Annotated in this window: 17 protein-coding genes; 5 read left to right on the top strand and 12 right to left on the bottom strand. The window is 72.2% G+C overall.

What is annotated here, in order from left to right; genetic code table 11:
- Positions 1-3: 3 nt before the first annotated feature.
- Both arsC and MET2598_RS0124940 read right to left on the bottom strand, forming a co-directional pair.
- Entirely contained in the window at positions 4-429 is a 426-nt protein-coding gene (arsC, locus tag MET2598_RS0124945) for an arsenate reductase (glutaredoxin) (RefSeq protein ID WP_012330501.1), read from the bottom strand.
- A gap of 115 nt (positions 430-544) precedes the next feature.
- Positions 545-904 carry an ArsR/SmtB family transcription factor gene (locus MET2598_RS0124940; protein WP_018262744.1) on the bottom strand — a complete coding sequence of 120 codons (360 nt, stop codon included), beginning with the start codon at positions 902-904 and terminating at the stop codon, positions 545-547.
- A gap of 50 nt (positions 905-954) precedes the next feature.
- On the opposite strand from MET2598_RS0124940, the gene arsH reads away from it, so the two are divergent.
- From arsH to MET2598_RS0124925, 3 genes are all read left to right on the top strand, one after another.
- Complete coding sequence (gene arsH, locus MET2598_RS0124935; protein WP_018262743.1) at positions 955-1,698, top strand: arsenical resistance protein ArsH; 744 nt, start codon at positions 955-957, stop codon at positions 1,696-1,698.
- Between the two features lie 406 nt (positions 1,699-2,104).
- A complete protein-coding gene (locus MET2598_RS0124930) occupies positions 2,105-3,076 on the top strand; it encodes a DctP family TRAP transporter solute-binding subunit (protein ID WP_012330504.1) in 972 nt (323 codons plus the stop codon).
- A gap of 13 nt (positions 3,077-3,089) precedes the next feature.
- Positions 3,090-5,081 (top strand): methyl-accepting chemotaxis protein, encoded by a 1,992-nt coding sequence (locus MET2598_RS0124925; RefSeq protein WP_018262741.1) that lies wholly within the window; start codon positions 3,090-3,092, stop codon positions 5,079-5,081.
- Between the two features lie 117 nt (positions 5,082-5,198).
- Here the strand turns inward: MET2598_RS0124925 and MET2598_RS37325 are convergent, their stop codons facing one another.
- The 5 genes from MET2598_RS37325 to MET2598_RS0124900 form a co-directional block, all read right to left on the bottom strand.
- Entirely contained in the window at positions 5,199-5,636 is a 438-nt protein-coding gene (locus tag MET2598_RS37325; protein ID WP_018262740.1) for a multinuclear nonheme iron-dependent oxidase, read from the bottom strand.
- Between the two features lie 67 nt (positions 5,637-5,703).
- Positions 5,704-7,647 carry an adenylate/guanylate cyclase domain-containing protein gene (locus tag MET2598_RS0124915; RefSeq protein WP_012330506.1) on the bottom strand — a complete coding sequence of 648 codons (1,944 nt, stop codon included), beginning with the start codon at positions 7,645-7,647 and terminating at the stop codon, positions 5,704-5,706.
- 292 nt (positions 7,648-7,939) lie between these two features.
- Positions 7,940-9,343, bottom strand: a complete 1,404-nt coding sequence (locus tag MET2598_RS0124910; protein WP_012330507.1) for an MFS transporter — start codon at positions 9,341-9,343, stop codon at positions 7,940-7,942.
- A gap of 79 nt (positions 9,344-9,422) precedes the next feature.
- The gene (locus MET2598_RS0124905) at positions 9,423-10,943 is read right to left on the bottom strand and encodes an aldehyde dehydrogenase (protein ID WP_012330508.1); all 1,521 of its coding nucleotides are present in this window, start codon (positions 10,941-10,943) and stop codon (positions 9,423-9,425) included.
- Positions 10,944-10,962: 19 nt separating this feature from the next.
- Positions 10,963-11,625, bottom strand: a complete 663-nt coding sequence (locus tag MET2598_RS0124900; protein ID WP_236728812.1) for a GntR family transcriptional regulator — start codon at positions 11,623-11,625, stop codon at positions 10,963-10,965.
- A gap of 108 nt (positions 11,626-11,733) precedes the next feature.
- Here MET2598_RS0124900 and MET2598_RS0124895 point away from each other — a divergent pair, with 108 nt between their 5' ends.
- Positions 11,734-12,528 (top strand): alpha/beta fold hydrolase, encoded by a 795-nt coding sequence (locus tag MET2598_RS0124895; RefSeq protein ID WP_018262738.1) that lies wholly within the window; start codon positions 11,734-11,736, stop codon positions 12,526-12,528.
- A gap of 7 nt (positions 12,529-12,535) precedes the next feature.
- Here the strand turns inward: MET2598_RS0124895 and MET2598_RS43060 are convergent, their stop codons facing one another.
- A complete protein-coding gene (locus MET2598_RS43060; protein WP_236728811.1) occupies positions 12,536-12,694 on the bottom strand; it encodes a hypothetical protein in 159 nt (52 codons plus the stop codon).
- A 263-nt stretch (positions 12,695-12,957) separates the two neighbouring features.
- On the opposite strand from MET2598_RS43060, the gene MET2598_RS0124885 reads away from it, so the two are divergent.
- Positions 12,958-14,226, top strand: a complete 1,269-nt coding sequence (locus tag MET2598_RS0124885) for an adenylate/guanylate cyclase domain-containing protein (RefSeq protein WP_018262737.1) — start codon at positions 12,958-12,960, stop codon at positions 14,224-14,226.
- A gap of 327 nt (positions 14,227-14,553) precedes the next feature.
- Here the strand turns inward: MET2598_RS0124885 and MET2598_RS0124880 are convergent, their stop codons facing one another.
- The 4 genes from MET2598_RS0124880 to MET2598_RS0124865 all read right to left on the bottom strand — a co-directional run bounded on the left by MET2598_RS0124880 (position 14,554) and on the right by MET2598_RS0124865 (position 18,901).
- Positions 14,554-16,482: an adenylate/guanylate cyclase domain-containing protein gene (locus MET2598_RS0124880; RefSeq protein WP_012330513.1), complete on the bottom strand. Its 1,929-nt coding sequence runs from the start codon at positions 16,480-16,482 to the stop codon at positions 14,554-14,556.
- Between the two features lie 327 nt (positions 16,483-16,809).
- On the bottom strand, positions 16,810-17,007 hold the full coding sequence (locus tag MET2598_RS0124875) for a hypothetical protein (RefSeq protein ID WP_018262736.1): 198 nt from the start codon (positions 17,005-17,007) through the stop codon (positions 16,810-16,812).
- A gap of 200 nt (positions 17,008-17,207) precedes the next feature.
- The gene (locus MET2598_RS38240) at positions 17,208-18,137 is read right to left on the bottom strand and encodes a Brp/Blh family beta-carotene 15,15'-dioxygenase (protein WP_012330515.1); all 930 of its coding nucleotides are present in this window, start codon (positions 18,135-18,137) and stop codon (positions 17,208-17,210) included.
- 5 nt (positions 18,138-18,142) lie between these two features.
- Entirely contained in the window at positions 18,143-18,901 is a 759-nt protein-coding gene (locus MET2598_RS0124865) for a bacteriorhodopsin (RefSeq protein WP_018262734.1), read from the bottom strand.
- Between the last annotated feature and the right edge of the window lie 89 nt (positions 18,902-18,990).

The raw sequence follows: 18,990 nt of genomic DNA, 5'->3' as shown, positions 1-18,990 counted from the left end.
TCCTCAGGCGGTGGCGACGCGGCGGCCGCTCTCGTCGACGACGCGCTCGCCGTCCTCCTTCACGAACTCGCCCTGCTGCGCCGGCAGCAGGTCCAGCACCGCCTCGGAGGGGCGGCACAGGCGCACGCCCAGGGGAGACACGACGATCGGCCGGTTGAGCAGGATCGGGTGCGCGGCGATCGCGTCGAGGAGCTGGTCCTCGCTCAGCGACGGGTCGCCGAGCCCGAGCTCCGCGTAGGGCGTGCCCTTCTCCCGCAGCAGGTCGCGCACGGTGACGCCGGCGCGCCGGGCGAGGGCGCGCACCATGGCGCGGCTCGGCGGCGTCTTCAGGGACTCGACGACGTGCGGCTCGATGCCGGCGTTGCGGATCATCGCCAGGGCGTTGCGCGACGTCCCGCAGGCGGGGTTGTGGTAGATGACGACGTCCATCAGGCGACCTCCGGCCGGGGTGGGATGGGGCGCGGAGCCTCCGCGCCGTGCGGCGGGCGGGCGGCCGGACCTGCCCGGCATGCCCGGCCGCGGAAGAGGCAGGCCGCCCGCGCGCTCACGCACGGGACACCGTCTCCTGCGGCCCGCAGCAGGCCGCGAGCGCGGTGACGGCCGGGGCGCAGACCTCCGGGCGCCCGCCGCAGCAATCCCTCATCAGGAACTCGATCAGGCCCGAGAGCGCCCCGTAATCGGCGCTGTAGATGATCGAGCGGCCCTCGCGCCGGGACCGGACCAGGCCCGCATGCGCCAGTTCCTTGAGGTGGAAGGACAGGTTGGAGACGGCCACGCCGACCTCGGCCGCCAGGCTGCCCGCCGCCATGCCGTCGGGACCGGCCGCCACGAGGCGGCGCACGCTCCGCAGCCGGTGCGCCTGCGCGAGGGCCGCGAAGGCGGCGAGGGCTTGCCGTTCGTCCATCGACGATCCAATAATTCTACTCTTGTTGAAACGTACGAGACTCTGCGCCCGTGGACAAGCCCCTTCAGCCCTTCGCCGACGGCCTCCCGAACCTCGCCGAGGCCCATTTCGCGGTGCCGAGCCCGGCGGCGCTGGAGCCCGGCCGGCGCCTGACGCACGCGCCGCGCTTCCTGATCCTGTACGGCTCGCTGCGCGAGCGCTCGTTCAGCCGCCTCCTCGCCTACGAGGCGGCCCGGCTCCTGGAGCGGATGGGCGGGGAGGTGCGGATCTACCACGCGCACGGCCTGCCCCTGCCGGACGACGCGCCGGCCGATCACCCCAAGGTGCAGGAACTGCGGGCGCTCTCGCTCTGGTCGGAGGGGCAGGTCTGGGTGAGCCCGGAGCGGCACGGCGCCCTGACCGGCGTGATGAAGAGCCAGATCGACTGGCTGCCCCTGGCCGAGGGGGCGCTGCGCCCGACCCAGGGGCGCACCCTCGCCGTCATGCAGGTCTCGGGCGGGTCGCAATCCTTCAACGCCGTCAACGCCCTGCGCGTGCTCGGGCGCTGGATGCGGATGATCACCATCCCGAACCAGTCCTCGGTGCCGATGGCCTACCGGGAATTCGACGAGGCGGGGCGGATGCGGCCCGGCCCGCTCTACGACCGGGTCGTCGACGTCTGCGAGGAACTGGTCAAGTTCACCCTCCTGACCCGCGATCGGGCCGAGTACCTCGTCGACCGCTACAGCGAGCGCAAGGAGCGCGCCCCCGAGCGGCTGCGGGCGGTCGAGGCGGAGATCGGGACGGGGCGCTGAGGCGCCCCGCCGCGGCGGCCGGCCTCCCGGGGCCGCCGCCCGATCCCGGGCGAGACCGCCCCGCGCGCGGTCCAGGACGCGGTCCGGGACACGCGCACCGGCGGTCATGTCCCGTGGCCGTCGGTTCCGTTCCCGAATCGTCGTCAGGCCATCGGCGCGTGTCGGCCCTGCGAGAGGCTCAACGGCCCGATGCCGCGGCATCCCGCGCCCTCGGCACGAGCGCGCGGCCCTCGGCGCCTGCCCGAGGGCTCCGATCCGGCCGGGTTCTCCGCGGCGCGCCGGAACCAGATCTGCCCCTACGTTACTAGTTGATGGACGATGTCCGCGCGCATTTCATCAATTCATTAAAACCTTCTCGCGTAATTCGGATCCATACGGCACGTGAGATCCGATGATGCGAAGGCAAGTGCGAGCGGCTTTGGCCGTCCTCGGGCTCTGCTCCGCGGTGGTGGGCGGTCGCGCCGAGGCTCAGGAGCGGGTTCTGCGCCTGGGCTACCTGTTCTCCCAGGCGTCCCAGCTCGGCGCCGGCGCGCAGCGCTTCGCCGAGGAGGTCGCCAAGCGGACCGGCAACGGCACCCGCGTCGAGCTCTACCCGAACGGCAGCGTCGGCGGCGAGGTCGAGATGGTCGAGGAGCTGCGGCTCGGCCATCTCGACATGGCCTTCCTGACCAGCGCGCCCTTCGCCAGCCTCATCCCGGAATTCGGCGTCTTCGACATCCCGTTCCTGTTCCGGGACGCGCGCCACGCCCAGGCGGTGCTCGACGGGCCGATCGGCCAGGGCTACCTGCGCAAGTTCCAGCAGAAGGGCATCCTGGCGCTCGCCTGGGGCGAGAACGGGATGCGCCACATCACGAACGGCAAGCGGCCCGTCACCGGCCCGGAGGATCTCCAGGGTCTCTCGATGCGGGTCCCGCAATCCGACGTGATGCTGGCGGGCTTCCGCGCCCTCGGCGTCAAGGCGGAGCCCCTCGCCTTCCCGGCCCTCTACGGGGCGCTGCAATCGGGCCGGTTCGACGGGCAGGAGAACCCGATCGCCGTGATCACGGCCTCGCATTTCGAGCGGGTGCAGACGCACCTGACGCTGAGCGGGCACATCTATTCCTGGGCCGCCATCCTGATCGCCAAGCCCGCCTGGGAGGGCCTGAGCCCGAGCGAGCAGCGGGCCTTCGCGGAGGCGGCCCGCGCGGGCGGCGAGGTCTCCCGCGAGGTGGCCGGGCGGGCCGAGAAGGAGGGCGTCGAGGCCCTGCGCCGCGCCGGCATGGCGGTCGTGGCCTCGGTCGACCGCGCGGCCTTCGCGCGGCGCCTCGAGGCCACGAACGCGGAATTCGGCCGCCGCTTCGGCGCCGACCTCATCCAGCAGATCAAGTCCGTCCCCTGACCGCGAGCCCCCCATGCCCACCCTTGGTCTCGACCGGCTGTCGGTCGCGCAGCGCATCCTGGCCGGCTTCGGCGTCGTGCTGCTGCTCCTCGGCGCCTCGGCCCTGCTCACCTTCCGCAACGCGAGCGTCCTCACCGCGGAGGTCGCCCGGGCGGGCGAGCGCGTCGAGGCGGCCGAGAGCGCCAGCGAGTTCGAGCGCTTCCTGAACGGCGTGCGCCGGCTCGTCCTCAACTACATGCGCACCGAGCAGGGCGAGATGCTCGTCGAGCTCAAGGCCGGGCTCGCCAAGCTCGCCGCCGAGAGCGAGCGCATGGCGCGGTCCGGCGGGGCCGAGGCGGGCCCGCTCGCCGCGCACGCGAAGGATTACGCCGCCCAGGCCGAGACGCTCGTGGCGACGATGCAGGCGCGCAAGGCCGCCCTCGGCGAGGTGGTGAAGCTCGGCGCGGCGCTGTCCAACGCCGGCTACGCGATCGCCGCGCGCGCCGCCCGCGAGCCCGACCTCGCCGCCGCGTCCTTCCGGGCCGACCGGGCGCTGCAGAGCGCCATCGCGGCCGCCATCCTGTTCCGCAGCAGCGGCAACCCGGCCGATGCCGACACGGCCGGCGTCGAGCTGGCGCGCTACGGCCGCGAGATCGACGCGCTCGCGCGGGGCGACGAGGGCGGCACGCTGCAGGCCTCTCTCAAGGTGGTGGCCGCGAAGCTGCCCCCCTTCAAGGCCGCCCTCGGCAGCAGCCTCGACGGGGCGGGCAGCGTCGAGCAGGCCTACCAGGTGCTGAAGCGGACGGGCGACGCGCTCATCGGGCTCGGCAGCGCGACGCGGGCGCAGGCGGTGCGCGAGCAGCAGCACCTGATGGGCCAGGTCGCGGCGGACGCGGCCGAGCTGCGCCTCATGGTGCTGGCGATCGGCGCGGCGGCCGTGATCCTCGGCGGCGTCCTGGCGTGGCGGGTCGGGCGGGGCGTCGCGCGGCCCCTCGCGGCGATGACCGGGGCGATGCAGCGCCTCGCTTCGGGCGACTACGCGGTCGTCGTGCCGGCCCTCGCCCGGCGGGACGAGATCGGCGCGATGGCGCGCGCCGTGCAGGTGTTCCGGGAGGCGCTGGTCGCCAAGCAGGAGGCCGACGCGCGGGCCGCCCGGGAGGCCGACGCGACGATGCGGCGCGCCGACCTCCTCGACCGCGTCACCCGGCACTTCGAGCAGAACGTGTCGCTGCTGACCCAGGGCCTCGCCGGCGCCGCGACCGAGATGGAGGCGACGGCGCGCGCGATGAGCGCCACGGCCGACCAGACCGCGCAGCAATCGGCGGCCGCGATGGGCGCGGCCGCGCGGACGGCGGGCAACGTCCAGACCGTCGCGGCCGCGAGCGGGGAGATGTCCGCCTCGATCCGCGAGATCGGCCAGCAGGTCGGGCAGTCGGCCCGCATCGCCCACCGGGCCGCCGAGGAGGCGAACCGCACCGACGTCCTGGTCGGGCAGCTCGCCGCCGCGGCCGAGCGGATCGACGCGATCGTCGGCATGATCGGCCAGATCGCCGGGCAGACCAACCTTCTGGCGCTCAACGCGACGATCGAGGCCGCCCGCGCCGGCGAGGCCGGCCGCGGCTTCGCCGTGGTCGCGAGCGAGGTCAAGGCCCTGGCGAGCCAGACGACGCGCGCGACCGAGGAGATCGCGGGCCAGATCCGGGCGATCCAGGACGCCACGCACGAATCCGTGGACGCGATCCGGAGCATCGGCCGCACGATCACCGAGATGGCCGGGGTCGCCGGCGCCATCGCGGCGGCCATGGAGGAGCAGGGCGCGGTGACGCAGGACATCGCCCGCACCGTGCAGGAGGCGGCGCGCGGCACCGGGCAGGTCACCGACGGCATCGCGGGGGTCCGCGACGCGGCGGGCTCGACCGGCGCCGCCGCCACCCAGGTGCTCGGCGCGGCCCAGGAGCTGGCCCAGCACTCGGAGCGCCTCACCCAGGAGGTCGGCGCCTTCCTGTCCGCCGTGAAGGCCGCCTGAGCCGGCGGCCACCCGGCTCCCGGGATCGCGGGTCCCGGGGGATGCGAGCGGGGCGCTCCGGCCCTCGCCGACCGGGAGCGCGGCCGACGGCGCTCCGGCCGGACCGCGGCCCCTCCGTCAGGCCGCGGCGCGCGCCACGGTCACCCGGGCCCGGGCGACCTCGGCGATCAGGCCCTCCGGGTCCGAGAAGTCGAGGTCGCGCTCCAGGAGCACCGCCCGGACCGGAGCCCGCGCCGCGAGGGCGGCGAGGAGTTCCCAGCTCACCTCCGAGACCGGCGCGCCGTGCGTGTCGATCAGCCGGCCGCCCTCCCGCGCGCCGCCGGCGAGGTGGACCTGCACGACCCGGTCGAGGGGCAGCGCGGCGAGGAAGGCCCGCGCGTCGAAGCCGTGGTTGGCCGCGTTGACCTCGACGTTGGTGACGTCGAGGCGCAGGCCGCAGCCCGTCGCCCCGGTCAGCCGGTGCAGGAATTCCGGCTCGCTCATGGTGGCGCCGGGAATCGCGAAGTCCGCCGTGATGGTCTCCGGGAGCAGCGGCCTCTCCAGGCCGTCCTGCACGATGCGGACGTCAAGCGCCGCGCGGGCTCCGGGATCCGGGATCCGCTCCGATCAACCGGATCCCGGATCAGGCGTCCGGGAGGCCCGCCTTCCTGAGCCCTTCGGTGATGCGGCGGTACTCGTCGAGGAAGGTCGGGTCGTCCGACCAATCCGCCTTCGCCCATTTCTCGACCGTGTAGCCGGGCATGAGCTTCAGGAGCTCGGCCACCGCGTGCCCGGCCTCGCTCGCGCGCCCCTTCCACGCGTAGGCCGCCGCCAGGTCGATGTAGGTCTGCCAGAACGGCCCGTCCGCGATGGCCTGGTTGCAGGTGGTGATGGCCTCGTCCCAGCGGGCGAGATGCGCGTTGGCGTGACAGATGAAGTACTTCCAGATCTTGGCGGCCGGGTCGCGGGGACTCAGCCGCAGCGCCTTCTCGGTGTAGGCGAACGACTCGGCGGACTTCCCGGACAGGATCTTGACATTTCCGATCGTCGCGTAACCCTGCGCGAAGTTCTTGTCCAGCTCGACCGACTTCAAGTAGAGCGGAAGGGCGGCATCGAAATTCTTGCGATACTTGTAGATTTCCGCCTTGACGTAGAACGCCATGGGGTCGTTCGCGTGCTCGGCGAGGTAGGCCGTGACGATGCGGTCGGCCTCGGCGATCTCGGCGGCGGGATCCGGGCTCCAGCGCGAGATGACGCGCGAGCTCATCGCCCGGGCGAGCCCGAGCTTGGCGAAGCCGTTGGTCGGGTCGCGGCGCAGCGCCTGCTCGAAGAAGGCCACCGCCTCGCCGAGGCTCTCCCGGCTGCGCGGCTTGTTGACCGCGGCCCAGCCCCGCATCGCGAGATCCGCCGCGTCGGGATTGTCGGGCCGCTCGCGCAGGGACCGCTGGCTCTCGGCCTGGATGAGCTGGATGTCGAGGGAGCGGGCGAGGCGTCCCACGAACTCGGCCTGCAGCTCTCCGAGGCGCGCGCGCTCGCCCTCGAAGCGGTCCGCCCAGAGATGCGCCCCGGTCTCGGCGGAGATCAGCTGCGCGTTCACCACCACCCGCTCGCCCGTCCGGCGCACGCTGCCCTCCAGCGCGTAGCGCACGCCGAGGTCGCGCCCGACCTGCTTCACGTCGGTGGGTTTGCCCTTGTAGGTGAAGGCGGTGTTGCGGGCGATGACGAAGCTGCCGGCGAGGTGGGAGAGGTCCGTCGTGAGATCCTCGGTGATCCCGTCGGCGAAGAAGTCCTGCTCGGGGTCGTTGCTCAGATTGGCGAAGGGCAGCACCACGATCGACAGGCGCGGTCGCGGGGCCGGCTCGCTCTCCCGCGTCGCGGTCGCCGGCGGGCCCGGCGCGGGCGCCCGCGCCGGGCCCGTCCGGTACGACCAGCCGAGGGCGCCCGCGGCGAGCAGCGACAGCACGCCCCCGGCGAGCAGGACCGCCCTGAGCGGCCTCCGCCGCGGGGCGGGGTCGGCCTCGTCGGGCCGCTCCTCGCCCTCGGCCAGGCCCGGGATCGCGGCCGCCGGCAGGGCGTAGACGCCGACCGGCCGGGCGATGTTCCTGAGTTCCTGCTCGCCGCGATCCTCGAACGGGTAGCGCAGCTTGTCGCGCACCTGGTCGTGGACGCTGCGCGAGATGCAGATCCCGCCGGGCTCCGCGAGCGGCTCCAGCCGCGCCGCGACGTTGACGCCGTCGCCGTAGAGGTCGCCGTCCGGTTCCGCGACCACGTCCCCGAGGTTGATGCCGACCCGCAGGCGCAGGGCCCGCTCCTGCGCCTCGCCGGCGCCGCGCAGCGCCATGGCCTTCTGGATGGCGACGGCGCAGGCGACGGCCCGCACCGGGCTCGGAAATTCGGCGATCAGGCCGTCGCCGGTCGACTTCACGATGCGGCCGCGTGCAGACAAGATCGCGGGATCGACCAGTTCGCGGCGCAGGGCCTTCAGCCGACGCAGCGTCCCGGCCTCGTCGAGGCCGATGAGACGACTGTAACCGACGACGTCGACAACCAGAATGGCCGCGAGCCGGCGCTCGACGAGCTTGTCCATTGGGCCCTCCCTGGCACTCACTATAGCGAAGGGGAGCGGCCGTGTTGAGGATCGCGCGGGGACGGGGCGGGCCCCGCCGCCTCGGCGCGAGGCGCTCCCCGCCCGGGCGGGGCATCGGGTCCCGGATCCGGGGGCGGTCGCGGGGTCCTCGGGGCCGCGGCGGCGAAGGGGCCCGCGACGCGGCCCCGGGGCCGCGCCGCGCCTCGGCGGAATGGCCCGATGCACCTCTGCCGAGGGTCCCGGCCCCGCGTCATCGGCGGCGCCCAGCGGTGGCCCCTTCGGCGAATGAGGCTCAGGCGAGGCCGCGCTGCACCGTGCGGACCGGCTCCTCCTGCACCCCGCCGAGGTCGCGCGGCTTCATCTCCTCCAGGCTCTGCTGGCGCGGCTCGACGCCGAGGGCCAGCACCGTGACGATCTGAACGGCGAGGAGCCCGATCATCAGCGCCATCACGCCGCCGATCCCGTAGGTCTGGAACAGCGAGACCACGATGAAGGGCGTCACGATGGTCGCGCCGCGGCCGAAGGTGTTGCACAGGCCCGAGGCGCGCAGGCGCACCTCCGTGGGGAAGAGTTCGGGGATGTAGATCCCGAACAGGAGCGCGACGAGGACGTAGATCGGCACCGTGAGGCCGAAGCCGACGAGCGGCAGCAGCACGGGGTCGGTGGTGAGCGGGTAGAGGAGGCCGAACAGGATCGCCGCCGCCGAGGCGCCCGCGATGGTGGGCTTGCGGCCCCAGCGGTCGGCCGTGAGGGCGCCGATCGCGCTGCCGATCGGGGCGCCGAGCCCCATCAGCAGCGAGTAGCCGAACGAGGTCGCCACGCTCAGGCCCTGCTTGATGAAGAAGGTCGGCAGCCAGGTCACGAAGCCGTACAGCAGGGTGTTGATCACGATCAGGCACAGGCAGCCGACGATCACCCGCCCGAGGAGCGGCGGCCGGAACAGGGTCGCGAAGGCGGCCTTGGGCGCGGGCGGGCCGAGCGGCGCCGGCGGCGGCAGCGCGCCGCCGCGCGCGGCCTCCCGCTCGATCTCGCGCAGGAGCGCGTCGGCCTCCTCGGTCCGGCCCACGGCCTCGAGCCAGCGCGGCGATTCCGGCAGGCGCTTGCGGAGGTACCAGACGCCCAGGGCGCCGAGGCCGCCGAGGACGAACATCGCCCGCCAGCCAAGCAGCGGGATCACCACGTAGCCGGCGAGCGAGGCGACCGGCAGGCCGGTCACCACGAAGACCGCCATCAGCCCGAGCCAGCGCCCCCGCGAGCGGGCCGGCACGAACTCCGTCATGGTCGAGTAGCCGACCACGTTCTCGGCCCCGAGCCCCACCCCCATGATGAAGCGCAGGACGATCAGCACGGTCATGGAGGGCGCGAAGGCCGCCGCGATGGCGGCGAGGCCGAAGATCAGCAGGTTCGCCTGGTAGGTGAAGCGCCGGCCGTAGCGGTCGCCCAGGAAGCCGGTCAGGAACGAGCCGGCCATCATCCCGACGAAGGTCGACGAGACGAACAGGGCGTTCTCCGGCAGGGTCGAGAACCCGCTCTTCAGCGTCGCGCCGAGCACGGTCCCGGCGATGTAGATGTCGAAGCCGTCGAAGAACATCCCGATCCCGATCAGCCACATGATCCGGTAGTGGAACGGGCCGATCGGCAGCCGGTCGAGCCGGCCTCCCGCGTTGACGGGGGCAGTCGTGGCGTCTGGTCTCATGGCGTTTCCTCGGGGTGATGCGGGCGATGCGGAGGGCCCCGTCTGACGCGGTGTGCCGGCCCTCCGAGGGCGCGTGGGATCAGTTGAGGCGGCGCTGGCCCGCCGTGTCGCGGTACCAGTCGAACGGGGCATCGTGCGTCGCCACCATGATGCTCTTGACGTTGAAGTGGTCGTCGAAGCTCTCGGCGCCGCACTCGCGGCCGAGCCCGCTGTCGTCGACGCCGCCCCAGGGCGAGGCCGGGTCGAGGCGGTGGTGGTCGTTGATCCAGACGATCCCGGCCTTCACGGCGGCGGCGACCCGGTGGGCGCGGGCGACGTCGCGGGTGCGCACGGCCGCCGCGAGGCCGAAGGGCGAGTCGTTGGCGAGCCGCAGGGCCTCGGCCTCGTCCCGGAACGGCGTGACGCTGGTGAAGGGGCCGAACACCTCCTCCTGGAAGATCCGCATCTCGGCGCGGACATCCGCGAAGACGGTCGGCTCGACGAAGTAGCCCTCCTCGAAGCCCGGGATGCGCGCCGCGCGGCCGCCCGCCACCGCCCGCGCGCCCTCGTCGCGGCCGTGGGCCGCGTAGGTGAGCACGCGGTCGCGCTGCTTCTGCGAGATCACCGGCCCGAGCTGCGTCGCCGGGTCGAAGGGATCGCCGATGCGGATGCTCTTCGCCTTGGCGGCGAGCTTCTCCACGAACGCGTCGTAGATCGTGTCCTGGACGAGGTGGCGGCTGGCGCAGACGCAGGTCTGCCCGGCCCCGATGAAGGCCCCGAAGGCGGCGTAGTTGACCGCCTGGTCGAGGTCGAAATCGTCGAAGACCATGACCGGGGTCTTGCCGCCGAGCTCCATGGTCTGGTGGGCGAAGACGCGCGCGGCGGCGCTGCCGGCGATGCGCCCCGCCTCGGTGCCGCCGGTGAGGACGAGCTTGTTGATGTCGCGGTGCTCGGCGAGGGAGCGGCCGGTCGTGGGGCCGAGGCCCAGCACGATGTTGAACACGCCGTTCGGCAGCCCGGCCTCGGTGAAGATCTGGGCGAGCTTCAGGGTGGTGAGCGGGGTGTACTCGGACGGCTTGACCACCGTGGTGCAGCCCGTGGCCAGCACGGCGGCGAGCGACTTGCACAGGATCATCAGCGGATGATTGAAGGGCGTGCAGTTCGCCACGACGCCGATCGGCGTGCGCCGCGTGTAGTTGAGGTAGCTGCCCTCGACCGGGATCACCGCGTCGCGGCGCGAGAGGGCGAGGCCCGCGAAGTAGCGGAAGAAGTCCGGCAGGCGCGAGAGCTGCGCCCGGGTCTCGTTCACCGGGCGGCCGTTGTTGAGCGTCTCCAGCCGGTAGAGCGTGTCGAGATTGGCCTCGAAGGCGTCGGCGAGGCGGTTCACCAGCTTGGCGCGGGCGCGGGTATCCAGGCCGCCCCATTCCCGGGACTCGAAGGCCGCGCGCGCGCTGCGCATCGCCCGGTCGACGTCGGCCTCGGTCGAGTTCGGGATCCGGGCGATGACGGCCCCCGTCGCCGGGTTGCGCACGTCGATCAGCGTGCCGTCGCCGGCCTCGATCTCGCGGCCATCGACGAAGTTGCCGCGCGTCTCGACGGCGAGGTCTGGTCTCGACACCATGTTCAAGAAGGTCTCTCCCTCAGAGGATGACGGCGCTTCGCTCGAGCGCCGGGATGATGCGCCGCTCCGCCCGGGCGACGTGGTCCCGCACCCGGCGCCGCGCGGCCCGCGCGTCGCGCCGCTGCACGGCGTCGATGATCCCCGCGTGCTCGGCGATGAGCTGGGCCGGATCGCGCCCCCGGATGGTGGCGAGGCTCACCCGCACGAGCCGGTCGGCCTGCTCGATCAGGTCGCGGGTCACCGCCGCCATGCGGCGGTTGCCGGACGCCTCGGCGAGCGCCGTGTGGAAGGCGCGGTTGTAGGCGATGAAGTCGCCGCCCTCCGGCAGCTCCCGGAAGGCGTCGAGGCCGGCCAGCACGGCGGGCGGCGCGGACTCGGCCGCCTCCCCCGCGCAGGCCGGCTCGACCACCAGGCGGAACTGCAGCAGGTCGCGGGCGTCCGCGACCGAGATCGGGTTCACCTGATATCCCTGGCGCGGGTGAACCCTGACGAGCCGCTCCCGCTCGAGGCGCAGCAGCGCCTCGCGCACCGGCTGACGGCTGACCTCGAAGCGCTCGGCCAGCTCCTGCTCCCGCACCTCCGCCCCGGGCGGCACGCGGCAGGTGAGGATCTCGGCCCGGATGGCCTCGTAGATGGTGTCGCGGAGCAGCACGATCGTGACCCGTTCAGGTTGCCTCAACATCGCAGTCGTGAAATATCACGTCAACGGCTTTCGCGCGGTTCCCTCCCGGGGGCGGCGGGCCGGACGAGGGCGGCCGAGGGGTTCGGCGCGCGGTGCGGGAGGCGGACGATGCGGGTGACGCTGGCGGGCGGGATTTCGGCGGAGGTTCTAGGGGACGGGACGCCGCTCGTCCTGCTGCACTCGCTCCTGTCGGACCGGGCGAGCTTCGACCGCGTCCGGGAGCCCCTCGCCGCGCGGTTCCGGGTGGTGGTTCCCGACCTGCCGGGCTTCGGCGGATCGCGGCCCGCGGCCGGCGGCCTCGCCGCCGTGGCGGACCGGGTGGCCGAGGCCGTCCGGGACCTCGGCGGGGCGGCGCCGATCCTGCTCGGGAACGGTTACGGCGGCTTCGTGGCCCTGCAGCTGGCGATCCGTCATCCGGGCCTCGCGGGAAGGCTGGTGCTCGCCGATTGCGGCGCCTGCTTCCCGGAGCCGGGCCGCCAGGCCTTCCGGACCATGGCGGCCGTGGCGGCCGAGAAGGGGCTCGCGGCCCTCACCGACACGGCGATGCGCCGGCTGTTCGCGCCCGCCTTCCAGGCCGCGAACGAGGCGCTGATGGCGGAGCGGCGCGCCGCCTTCCTGCGCACCGACCCGGCGGTGTTCCGGGCCGCCTGCGCGGCGCTGGCCGGCCTCGACCTGCGCCCGGACCTCGCGGGCGTGACGGTGCCGGCCCTGGTGCTGGTCGGCGAGGAGGACGAGGCGACCCCGCCCGCCATGGCGCGCGACCTCGCCCGCGGGCTGCCGGACGCGCGACTGGCGATCCTGCCGGGCTGCGCGCACGTTCCGCCGCTGCAGGACCCGGCGCTGTTCCTGGCGGCCGTGACGCCGTTCCTGGAGGAGAGCCCGGCGGGGTCCCGGGCCGCCTGAGGGCGCGTCAGCCCACGCCCGCCAGCCCCTCGACCGCCGTCCCGGGCATCGGCACCGCGACGCCGCGCGGCACGGCCGGTTCGCGGGAGTGCCAGCCGGCCTTGGAGCGGGCGCGCCGCCGGCTCGGCTCGGCCAGGGCCGGGTTGGTGTCGGCGACGCGGGTCACGGGCAGGCCCGCCCCGGCGGGCTTGGCCAGCCGGAGCGGGCTCTCACGCGCACGGGCGCGCTCCCGTCCGACCGCCGAAGCGGCCACTCCGCCCCGGGCCCGCGTCGGCCCCTGCTCGGACGTCGGGGGACCCGTCACCGGGCCTGCGGACGAATCCGCGCGTCTTTCAGTGTCTTGCCGCTCCTCAAGTCGCCGTCCTCCATCCAGGATCACACACCCATCCGGTGGTCCGATGCCGATCGCGTTCAAAGGAGACGGTCGTGATGAGCAGAGATGCGCCGTCCAGATCATCGTTGTTATCGCAGTTTCCTGCGAAGCTCCGCCTGGAGAAATTCGACGATTGCACCGAAGCTGACTTCAAGGAGGAGGTTCGCAAGCAGTGCATCGATTCCGTCAAGCTCGTCCTGCCCGTCACGGTCGTGCTCCACCTGCTGATGCCGGTCGGTGCGACGTACGTGTTTCCTCATCCCGAGGTCATCATCACGTACCATTTTTTCATCGCATTGAGCTGCGTGGCAGGTGTCATGATGCTGCGCTGGAGGACGTATCGGAAACACATCCTCAATCTAGGCATTCTGGTCTGGTTCGCCTGCGCATCCGCCGCGGTGTTGGCGCTCATATATACAGAAAATGGGATCTATTATTATATCGGCGCGATCATATTCACCACATTTTACGCCGGCGGCTTCATCAGGACAACTTTCGATCGCGCATCGATCTGCTGTATTTTGGTTTTTACGTGCAGCAACGCCGGACTCTTCCTCAAGTCTTTTGACACGAAAGCGTTCGTCTATGTTAATTCCTTCCTGCTCTACACGATTTTCATTGCGTTGGCGACCTGCTTCTTCGTTGAAAAGACGGAGAGGCAGAAATTCAAACTTGAAAGAGAATTGAGGAGCGAGCGCGACAGGATCGACAGGATCCTGCGGGATATTCTCCCCATGCAGATCTACGACCGCATCAAGGGCGGAGAGAACCATATCGCCGACCTGAATGATCATGTGACCATCAGCTTTTGCGACATCGTGGGTTTCACTCATCTGGCTTCCCGGACGTCGCCGCACGACGTGATCAGGCTGTTGAACGATCTCTTTTCGCAACTCGACGACATCGCGGCCAAGCACGGCATCGAGAAGATCAAGACGATCGGCGACGCCTACATGGCGGCGGCCGGCGTCGGGGACGCGATCCACAAGGACGCGCACGCCGTTGCCGGCTTCGCACTCGACGCGCGCCGCGCCGTCCTGGAGACGGGAGAGCGGCACGGCGCGGCGATCCAGATGCGGTTCGGCATCGCCACCGGCCCGGTCATCAGCGGAGTCATCGGCGTGACACGGCCCGTCTTCGACGTCTGGGGGTCGACCGTCAATCTCGCCAGCCGGCTGGAGACCGCCTCGCCGCCCGGGGCCATCACGCTCGACGCGCGCACCGCCGAGCTGCTCGACCGCCGCTTCCGGGTCCGCCCGAGCGGATGCATCGCCCTGAAGGGCATCGGGGCCGTCGCGACGTTCCAGCTCGTGCATTCGAACTGAGGCGCCCCGCTCGGGATCGCCCCCGCGCGCCGAGCGGCGCGATCCGCCTCCGCCGCGAGGGGGGACGGGACGCCGCTCCCGAGAGGCCGCGGCCCGCCGCGGCGGCCCACCTGCGGGCGGGACTCATCCGACATCCGGTTGATGGCTTCGCCATCTCCGATGTCGGCCATGCGGATGTCGGCTTCGCTCAGGCGCCGCGCGGGCTTGGCATACGCCATCCGGTTGATGGCTTCGCCATCTCCCGTTTCGTCCATGCGGATGTCGGCGTCGCTCGGGCGCCGCGCGGGCTCGAGATCCGGGAGCCGCTTCGATCAAGCCGATCCCGGATCAGTTCTCCGGGAGGCCGGCCTTCCGCAAGCCCTCGACGACGTACTGGTACTCCTCGAGGAAGACCGGGTTGTCGGACCAGCCCGCATTCGCCCATTTCTGAACCGTGTAGCCGGGCATGAGCTTCAGGATCTCCGCGACCGCGGCCCTCGCCTCGGCCTGCCGCCCCTGCCACGCGTAGGCGGCCGCGAGATCGATGGAGGACAGCCAGTAGGGTGAGAGGGCGACCGACTTGTTGCACCAGGTGATCGCCTCGTCCCAGTGCCGCTGATGCGTATGCGCGTGGCAGACGAAGTAGTACCAGACGTTCAACAGAGGGTCGCGCGGACTGAGGCGGATGGCCTGCAGCTCGCTGGAGATCGCCTCGCTCGCCTTGCCCGTCAGCGTCGAGACGTGCCCCTTCAGCGCCTGCGCCATCGCGTAGTTCCGATTGCCGGCGATCGCGGCCTCGTACATCGAGCGGGCGGAGTCGAACTGACGCCGCGCCCGGAAGACGTCGCCCTTGACCACCAGGGCGACGGCGTCGCCGGGGTAGCTCGCCAGGTACTTGTCGATCAGGTCCTCGGCGTCCTTGATGTCCTTGTCCTTGTCGCGGCTCCACGACATCGACGGCTTGGTGATGAGGGCGCGCGACAGGCCCAGGATGGCGCGGGGAAGGGTGGGATCGAGCGCCAGGGCCCGCTCGAAGTAATCCTGCGCCTCGTTGTTGCTCGCCAGGGAGCGCGGCTTGTTCAGCGCCGCCCAGCCCCGCATCGCCAGGTCGGACGCGCCCGGGTCGGTCGGACGTTCCCGCAACGAGCGCAGGCTCTCGGCCTGCGTCAGCTGGACGTCGAGGGAGCGCGCGAGGCGGGCGACGAACTCCACCTGGAGGTCGCCGAGGCGGCCCCGCTCACCGTCGAAGCGGTCGGCCCAGAGATGGGCACCCGTCTCGGCCGAGATCAGCTGCGCGTTGAGCACGACATTCTCGCCGGTCCGGCGCACGCTGCCTTCGAGCACGTAGCGGACCCCCAGGTCCCGCCCGATCTGCTTCACGTCGACGGGCTTGCCCTTGTAGGTGAAGGCGGTGTTGCGGGCGATGACGAAGCTGTCCGCGAGGTGCGAGACGTCGGTCGTGAGGTCCTCCGTGATGGCGTCCGCGAAGAAATCCTGCTCCGGATCGTTGCTGAGATTCGTGAAGGGCAGCACGACGAGGGACAGGCGCGGCGCCGGATTGACGGCCGCGGCGGCAGGGAGGGCGCCCGGGTTCGGCACGGGTGGCCGCGCCGGCGCCGAGAGCCACCATCCGAGCCCGCCGGCCGCGAGCAGGGCGACGAGGCCGGAGGCGAGCGCGACCCGCCTCAGCGGCCGCTCGGCCCGCCCGGGTCCCGGCTCCTCATCGGTCTCGGGAAGCGACGGGATGACGGCCGCCGGCAGCGCGAACACGCCCAGGGGCCGGGCGATGTTCCTGAGTTCCTGCTCGCCGCGATCCTCGAACGGGTAGCGCAGCTTGTCGCGCACCTGGTCGTGGACGCTGCGCGAGATGCAGATCCCGCCGGGCTCCGCGAGCGGCTCCAGCCGCGCCGCGACGTTGACGCCGTCGCCGTAGAGGTCGCCGTCCGGCTCCGCGACCACGTCCCCGACATTGATGCCGATCCGCAGCCGGAAGACGCGGTCCTCGGGCGTGCCGGCGTCGCGCGTCAGCATCCCCTTCTGGATGGCGACCGCGCAGGAGACGGCCCTGAGCGGGCTGGGGAACTCGACGACCAGACCGTCGCCGGTCGTCTTGACGATGCGCCCGCCCGCGGCTGCGATGCGCGGATCGACCAGTTCGCGGCGCAGGGCCTTCAGCCGACGCAACGTGCCGGCCTCGTCCGCCCCCATCAGGCGGCTGTAGCCCACGATGTCCGCGACCAGGATAGCGGCAAGTCGACGATTGAGCGCCTTGTCCATATGGTTCCCCCCTGCGCCCTCCTATAGCCAGCAGGGTCCGATCTGTTGAGGACCGAGAGGTCGCACTCCCGGAGCGATTTGGCGGGACTTGGTGCAAGCGCGCCTTGGTGCCGGCAGAGTTTGGTGCCGAATGAGCATGATCCCGGACCACGCGGCGGCGCTCGCGACGCGGCGCGGGTGGCGAGCGACGCGGGAGCGGTCCCGCCGACGCGCACGGGGACGGGCCAGCGCCGTTCGCGCGCGGGGCGCCCTCCCCGTGGGCCCGATCGGCCGGAATTCGCGGGCCGATCTCCGGCCCGGCCGGTCCGAGACGGCGCCGCGCGGGCCTCAGCCGAGGGCCGCCAGCAGCAGGGCCGTGCGGATCGCGCTGCGGCGCGCCGGCTCGGTCGCGCGCCGGTCATGGGCGACGAGATGCGCCCAGCCGTGCGACAGAACCGCAGCGTCGATGTCGAGCATCACGCCGTCGGCGATCACGCGCGGCCCAGGTTTCGTGTCCGCCAGATAGCCGGAGATGGCTTGGTTCAACTGCTCGTCCGAGACGATCCTCGCCCGGTAGAGCTCACCCAGAGTGCCGCAACCAGTCCACATCGCACTCGAACCGCTCTGCTGAGAGTTGCGCGGACGTGAAAGGTAAAGACAGCAGCGGACGTGATCATCGTCTGTTTGAGGTATGCTGCGATCGCGGGCAAAGTTGTGGCGTGCGCGCATCGGTCGAGGACCGAAGCTCACCCCTCCCTGCCGGGCCGCGAGGGTCTCCCGCGGACGGCGCGCGTCAGCGCGTCGAGGGCCATGTGCGGGAGGGTCAGGGCGGCGAGCCCCTGAAGGGTGAGGGCGACGAGGCGTTCCGGGGCCGGCCCCGGATAGAGGGGCCAGAGGGCGGCGCCGATCGCGAAGGTGAGCAGGGTCACGGGAAGCGCCCGGACCGTCGCCTCGCGCAGGCTGCGCACGCGCGGCGCGCGTCCGTCCCGCACGAGCTCCCGCACGTGCCGGGGCGCGTGGACGCAGACGAAGTAGAGCCCGAAGGCGCTGAGGGGCGGCAGGACGGCGAACGCGGCCACCAATCCGGCCATCTCCGCGGCCGTCGCCCGACGCCGCTCCGCGCAGCCGCGCAGGACCCACCCGCAGGCGAGCGCGACCCAGAGCCACGACGAGGCGCCCAGCCACGTCGGCGATTCGCCGAGAGGCACTCCGGTCACCGCCGAGAACAGGCGGGCGACCCCGTCGGGGTGCAGGAGCGACGGGACGGCGATCGGGAGACCTCCCCGCACCAGCGCCTCGATCGGCCGGCCTGGCCCCGCATCCTCGCTGCCGAAGTGCCACACCGACAGCGCGAAGAACCCCGCCAGCGTCGCGAGGGGCGCGACGCGCCAGCACGCCAGGACGAGGGCCGAGAGGCCGAGATACGGCAGGGCGAAGGCCGGGAACCACAGCCGCCCGAAGCGGGGGCGCAGGAGCGGCCGGGCGATCTCGCCGTCCAGGGCCCCGTGCGGGACCCCGAACAGCAGAACGAGAGCCGTCACCCCCTCCCAGCGCGTCGGCACCGGGAGGGCTCCGGTGAGCGCGAACGCGATGGCCAGCACCGCCAACGGGGCGGCCTCCGGCCGCGACGGGACCGGCCGGGGACCGGCCGCGAGGGTGGGGTGCGCCGCCCGCACGGCGCCTACTCGGCCGGCGCGAGGCTCGGCGCGGAGCGCCGGACGGGCCGGGTCTCGTGGAGGTCGCGGTCCACGATCCTCGCCCGCTCGCCGACCGCCATGAGACCGAACACCACCTTGGCGACGACGTCGAGGACGGCGATCAGCGCCGTGGTGAGGACCGGGCTCACGAGCTTCAGCCCGTCGGTCCCGACGATGAGCACGAGGGGGTAGATGAGCCAGACCACCGACAGGAAGGCCGCGTTGCGCCGGAACGCGGCCCGCACGTCCTCGCGCTCCCTGCGACTCTCCTCGAGCAGCGGCACCCAGATCACGTAGTAGACGCCGAGAAAGGCGCCGCAGGAGACGGCGTACCAGGTCCACTTGATCCACGCCGTCGCCGAGGCGCCGAAGAACAGGGCGGCCGCGATCATCAGCACGTCGGCGGCGAGCATGCCGAACACGGCGCCGTGCCGGCGCATGCCGGAATGCATCGCGTCCGTCGCGAGGGCGTAGAGCAGGATGGGGGTGGTGAAGGTCCAGTCGATGTAGCGCGCGAAGTAGAAGTCCCACTGCGCCGCGGGATCCGCCCCGAGCGGAAGCCGGATCGCGCCCTGACCGCACGCCATCGCCAGGTACGACGCGGCCGCGATGAGGGGGACGATCCCGTGCAGGATGCCGTCCGTCTCCTCTTCCGGAGTTCGGCGCTTGGCTGTGAAGAGAATGGCCGCTGCGCCGAGGGACATCGCGAACAGGGTCAACCACAGCCAAGTCTGCACGGTCATCCGGGCCATCCTTCGCGTGAACAGGTGGCCGGTTCGGCCATCGCCGGCACAATTGCTTTGGGCGCTATCTGTTGCGGCGTGAGGCGACG

This window comes from Methylobacterium sp. WSM2598 (assembly GCF_000379105.1).
In the GTDB taxonomy this organism is placed as follows: Bacteria; Pseudomonadota; Alphaproteobacteria; order Rhizobiales; family Beijerinckiaceae; genus Methylobacterium.
This window is presented reverse-complemented; position numbering and strand designations above follow the sequence as displayed.